This window comes from Mycobacterium sp. TH-M82 (genome assembly GCF_057473605.1).
Genome location: NZ_JBYCKY010000801.1, coordinates 1 through 4801, shown reverse-complemented (window position 1 = coordinate 4801; position 4801 = coordinate 1). Strand labels below are relative to the sequence as shown.

Sequence of the window (4801 nt, the reverse complement as noted above, 5' to 3'; positions counted from 1 at the left end):
TGAAAACGGCATCGGTGACCAGTTGGCAAACATGCTCGTTTTCCACGCTGTAGAAGATCGTGGTGCCCTCGCGCCGAGTGCGTACCAGCCGGGCCATCCGGAGCTTCGCCAGATGCTGCGACACCGACGCTGCTGGCTTGCCGACGTGTTCGGCGAGTTCAGTCACCGATAACTCTCGACTGGTGAGCGCCCATAACACCTGCACTCGGGTGGCATCGGCGAGCATCCGGAACACCTCGACGACCAGGCCGACGTGATCGTCGGGAAGCCGTGACGCTTTATTGTTATCCGCATGCATACGTAGATAGTAGTTCATTCTGTGCTGGTGTCAACTCAGTGAAGTTGCACCAGCGAGAAGGGCAACGGCTGCGTCGGGTCCGCTGGTAGTGAGTTCGGTGCGCGCCAGCGCGGCTATCGCGGCTATGGCGTGTGTCAGCGCCGCCGGCCGTAGCGGTCGGCGAGTTTCTCCTCGACCGTCATCGGCGGCGAAGGACCCTCAGCAGGGGCAGGCGGGACAGTCGGCTCGTCCTCTCGGCGACGCGTGCGGACCTCGGAGAATACGAAATAGCCCAGCCCGATCGGTGCGATGATGCCGAATACGATCCACTGGATGCCGTAGGACAAAAACGGCCCGGCGTCCATCTGTGGCAGCCCGATCACGCCCAGCCCGCCGGGTTGGCCGTCGACCAGTTGCAGATAGGACCCGGTCAGCGGCACGCCGGTCAACGCCGCGACCTGTGCGGTGTTGACGGAATACACCTGCCGAACACCTTTCTCCGACAGCGGCTCCCGGCCGGGCACCGGCGACTGCGAGTCGCGCAGCCGCGCGGTGATGCTCACCGTGTCAGCCGGCGGCAGGGGGATCGGGGGCACCCGCGAGCCGTGCTCGGGACGCACATAGCCACGGTCGACCAGCACGGTTGGGCCGTGATCGACCGCGAACGGTACCAGCACCTCGAACGCAGGCTCACCCTCGACCACCCGCAACCGGACCAGCACCTGCGCTTCCGGCAGATACCGGCCGACCGCGGTCACGGGGCGCCACTGCGCGGAAGGTGCCGTCGAATCCTGATGCGGCAGTAGCGTTGTCAGCGGGACCGGTGTGGCGGTTAGTGAGTGCTCGAGTTGGCTGTTCTCCCGTGACGTGGCGGTGTTCTTGTCGAGCTGCCACGGCGCCAGCACTGTCAGACACAGATAGGCGAAGGCCAGCACCACCGCGGCCAGGACCAACCAGCCCGGACGCAGCAGGAAGGCCCACCGCCGCATCAGCCGCTCCCGTTTTGCCCGTTCTGCGCCAGCCGCTCGTCGACCCAGCTGTGCAGCCCCGGCAGAGCGGCCGCGATGACGGTGAAAACCTGCTCGAAGTCGTCGTGGTCGCCGTAGTAGGGGTCTTCGACGTCGGCCGCGCCCGAGAGCGGGTCGAACGACCGCAGCATCGCGACCCGATCGGTCGGCACACCCAACCGGCGCAGCCAGAAGGCGTGGTTGCGGCTCAGCGCCACGATCAGATCGGCCGCCAGGTGGTCGGAGCCGACCTGTGCGGCGTAGTGACGGGTGGGGTAGCCGTGGGCCCGCAGCACCCGGCTGGTGCGCTCGTCGGCGCCCTTGCCGACATGCCAGTCGGCGGTGCCTGCACTGCTCACCCGCACCGCGCCGGTCAGGCCGCGCTCGGCGATCTGGTGGGCGAACATCTTCTCAGCCATCGGCGACCGGCAGATGTTGCCGGTGCAGACGAAGGTGACGTGGAGCTCCGGGTCGGGCACCGGTCCATTCTCCCCGATCCGCCGACGACGACGGGCGGCGCACTACTGTCTTCAGATGTGACCGTGCGGCTGGCTGACGTCATCGACGTTCTGGATGCGGCTTATCCGCCGCGGCTGGCCCAGCCGTGGGACTCTGTCGGGCTGGTCTGTGGCGACCCCGGCGACCTGCTGGATTCGGTGACGATCGCGGTGGACGCCACCGCCGCGGTGGTCGACGAGGTCCCCGATGGCGGGCTGCTGCTGGCCCATCACCCGCTGCTGCTGCGCGGGGTGGACACGGTGGCGGCCAGTACCCCCAAGGGTGCGTTGGTGCACCGGCTGATCCGCTCGGGGTGTTCACTGTTCACCGCGCACACCAATGCCGACTCGGCCTCGCCCGGGGTATCCGACGCGCTGGCGGATGCGCTGGGACTGACTGTCGAGTCGGTGCTGGAGTCGACGCCCGCCAGTCCGGATGCCGACAAGTGGGTGATCTACGTGCCGGCCGAGCACGCCGAGGTCGTGCGGGCCGCGGTGTTCGCCGCCGGCGCCGGCGAGATCGGCGACTACGCGCAGTGCAGCTGGAGCGTCGCCGGAACCGGACAGTTCCTGCCCCGCGACGGGGCGTCACCGGCGATCGGCCAGGTCGGCACCGTCGAACGGGTGGCCGAGGACAGGGTCGAGGTGGTGGCACCGGCACGGGCCCGCGAAGCGGTCCGGGCGGCCATGCGGGCCGCGCATCCCTACGAGGAGCCCGCCTTCGACGTCTTCGCGTTGCAGCCGCTGCCCGAGGGAACAGGGCTGGGCCGGATCGGCACACTGCCGCGGCCGGAGCCGCTGAGCGAGTTCGTCTCCCGGGTGTGTGCGGGGTTGCCGGCCACGTCGTGGGGGGTGCGCGCCGCCGGCGATCCCGGTCGGGCGGTGTTGCGGGTGGCGGTGTGCGGTGGTGCCGGCGATTCGCTGTTGAGCGCCGCGGCGAACGCCGACGTGCACGCATACGTCACGGCCGACCTGCGCCATCACCCGGCCGACGAGCACCGTCGCAGCTCTGCGGTGGCCCTGGTCGATGTGGCGCACTGGGCCAGCGAATACCCGTGGTGCGGCCAGGCCGCCGACGTGCTGAGGTCGGCTTTCGGGGCGTCCCTGCCGGTGCAGACCGCTACGGTGCGCACCGATCCGTGGAACCTCGTGGCACGTTCAGGGGAGGCTAGAGCGGGTGAGCTATGAAAGCTGAAGTGGCACAGCAACGTTCACTTCTCGAGTTGGCGGAGCTGGACGCCGAACTGTCCCGGATGGTGCATCGGGCCGCAAACCTTCCCGCGCAGAAGGACCGTGAACGCATCCAAGCTGACCACACCTCCGTCGGTGACCGGCTGGCCTCGGTCGGGCTTGCGCTGGAGGATCTGGACACCCAGGCGGCGCGTTTCGAGTCGGAGATCGACGCGGTGCGCCAGCGGGAGGAGCGGGATCGCTCGATGCTGGATTCCGGGGTGACCAATGCCAAGCAGCTTTCCGATCTGCAACACGAGTTGCAGACGCTGCAACGACGCCGATCCAGCTTGGAGGACTCTCTGCTGGAGGTGCTGGAGCGCCGTGAGGAGTTGCAAGTTCAACAGAACGCCGAGTCGACGGCCATCGAGGCGCTGCAGGCCGACCTGACCGCCGCGCAGCAGGCGCTGGACACCACGCTGGCCGAGATCGAAAGCAGCCGTCAGCAGCGCGTGTCACGGCGTGACGAGCTGACCGCGATGCTCGACCCGCAACTGCTCGCGCTCTACGAGCGACAGCGTGCTGCCGGCGGTGTGGGCGCCGGGCCGCTGCGGGGACGCCAGTGCGGCGCCTGCCGGATCGAGATCGACCGCGGCGAGTTGGCCCGGATCTCCGCAGCCGCCGACGACGATGTGCTGCGCTGCCCGGAGTGCGGCGCAATCCTGCTGCGGGTCGAGGACTTCGCTCACTGACGATGCGATGAAAGTCCGGAAAGCCCTGAAAGTCTTGGTCGAGGCCGACGGCGGGTCGCGCGGCAACCCCGGGCCGGCCGGGTACGGGTCGGTGGTGTGGACCGCCGATCGCTCGACGGTGCTGGCCGAAAGCAAGCAGGCGATCGGCCGGGCCACCAACAACGTCGCCGAATACCGGGGTCTGATCGCAGGTTTGGATGAGGCGGTGCGACTTGGTGCCACCGAGGTCGCGGTGTTCATGGATTCCAAGCTGGTGGTCGAGCAGATGGCCGGCCGGTGGAAGGTCAAACACCCGGCCCTGGCCCCGCTGCACGCCCAGGCCCGCGCGTTGGCGTCCAGGTTCGACCGGATCGGCTACACCTGGGTGCCGCGGGAAAAGAACTCCTACGCTGACCGGTTGGCCAACGAAGCGATGGACGCCGCCGCTGAGGTCCCCGGGGTTTCCGTGCCGGCCGCGGCCGAGCAGGCCGGTATCGCTGCGGCCACTGCGGTCGGGCCGGGCTGGACCGGGGCCCGCAGCACACCCACCCGGCTGCTGCTGCTACGCCACGGCCAAACCGAACTGTCGGCGCAGCGGCGCTACTCCGGACGCGGCAACCCGGCACTCACCGAACTCGGGCGGCGGCAAGCCGACGCGGCCGCGCGGTACCTCGCGCAGCGGGGTGGCATCGCGGCGGTCGTGACGTCTCCGCTGCAGCGGTGCCACGACACCGCCGCCACCGCCGCCAAGGCGCTCAGGCTGAAGACGGTAGCCGTCGACGACGACTTGGTCGAGACGGACTTCGGTGCGTGGGAAGGCCTGACGTTCGCCGAGGCCGCCACCCGCGATCCCGAGTTGCATCGGCGCTGGCTGGCCGACACTGCCACGACACCGCCCGGCGGTGAGAGCTTCGACGCCGTACACGGGCGCGTCGTGCGGGTGCGGGACCGGATCGTCGCCGCACACGGCGGCGCCACGGTGCTCGTGGTGTCACATGTGACCCCGATCAAGATGCTGCTGCGGATGGCGCTCGCCGCCGGCCCGGGGATGCTGTATCGGCTGCATCTGGACCTGGCGTCGTTGAGCATCGCCGAGTTTTATCCCGACGGGAAATCGTC

At 69.1% G+C, this 4801-nt stretch carries 6 protein-coding genes; 3 read left to right on the top strand and 3 right to left on the bottom strand.

Features of this window, described 5'->3' with window-relative positions; genetic code table 11:
* The 3 genes from AC2VON_RS23650 to AC2VON_RS23640 form a co-directional block, all read right to left on the bottom strand.
* The coding region (locus AC2VON_RS23650; RefSeq protein ID WP_486955028.1) for an ArsR/SmtB family transcription factor at nucleotides 1-298 on the bottom strand (298 nt) is incomplete at its 3' end.
* Between the two features lie 134 nt (nucleotides 299-432).
* Nucleotides 433-1266: an SURF1 family cytochrome oxidase biogenesis protein gene (locus tag AC2VON_RS23645; RefSeq protein ID WP_486955027.1), complete on the bottom strand. Its 834-nt coding sequence runs from the start codon at nucleotides 1264-1266 to the stop codon at nucleotides 433-435.
* Nucleotides 1266-1763: a low molecular weight protein-tyrosine-phosphatase gene (locus tag AC2VON_RS23640; protein ID WP_486955026.1), complete on the bottom strand. Its 498-nt coding sequence runs from the start codon at nucleotides 1761-1763 to the stop codon at nucleotides 1266-1268. The genes AC2VON_RS23645 and AC2VON_RS23640 overlap by 1 nt, the downstream gene beginning before the upstream one ends.
* A 57-nt stretch (nucleotides 1764-1820) precedes the next feature.
* On the opposite strand from AC2VON_RS23640, the gene AC2VON_RS23635 reads away from it, so the two are divergent.
* The 3 genes from AC2VON_RS23635 to AC2VON_RS23625 form a co-directional block, all read left to right on the top strand.
* Nucleotides 1821-2969 (top strand): Nif3-like dinuclear metal center hexameric protein, encoded by a 1149-nt coding sequence (locus tag AC2VON_RS23635; protein WP_486955025.1) that lies wholly within the window; start codon nucleotides 1821-1823, stop codon nucleotides 2967-2969.
* Nucleotides 2966-3703: a zinc ribbon domain-containing protein gene (locus AC2VON_RS23630; protein ID WP_486955024.1), complete on the top strand. Its 738-nt coding sequence runs from the start codon at nucleotides 2966-2968 to the stop codon at nucleotides 3701-3703. The genes AC2VON_RS23635 and AC2VON_RS23630 overlap by 4 nt, the downstream gene beginning before the upstream one ends.
* Nucleotides 3704-3728: 25 nt before the next feature.
* The coding region (locus AC2VON_RS23625; protein WP_486955029.1) for a bifunctional RNase H/acid phosphatase at nucleotides 3729-4801 on the top strand (1073 nt) is incomplete at its 3' end.

Bases quoted from the DNA above. Each gene is read 5' to 3' on its own strand.
- AC2VON_RS23645 (WP_486955027.1), bottom strand. From the start codon at position 1,266: ATGCGGCGGTGGGCCTTCCTGCTGCGTCCGGGCTGGTTGGTCCTGGCC.
- AC2VON_RS23630 (WP_486955024.1), top strand. From the start codon at position 2,966: ATGAAAGCTGAAGTGGCACAGCAACGTTCACTTCTCGAGTTGGCGGAG.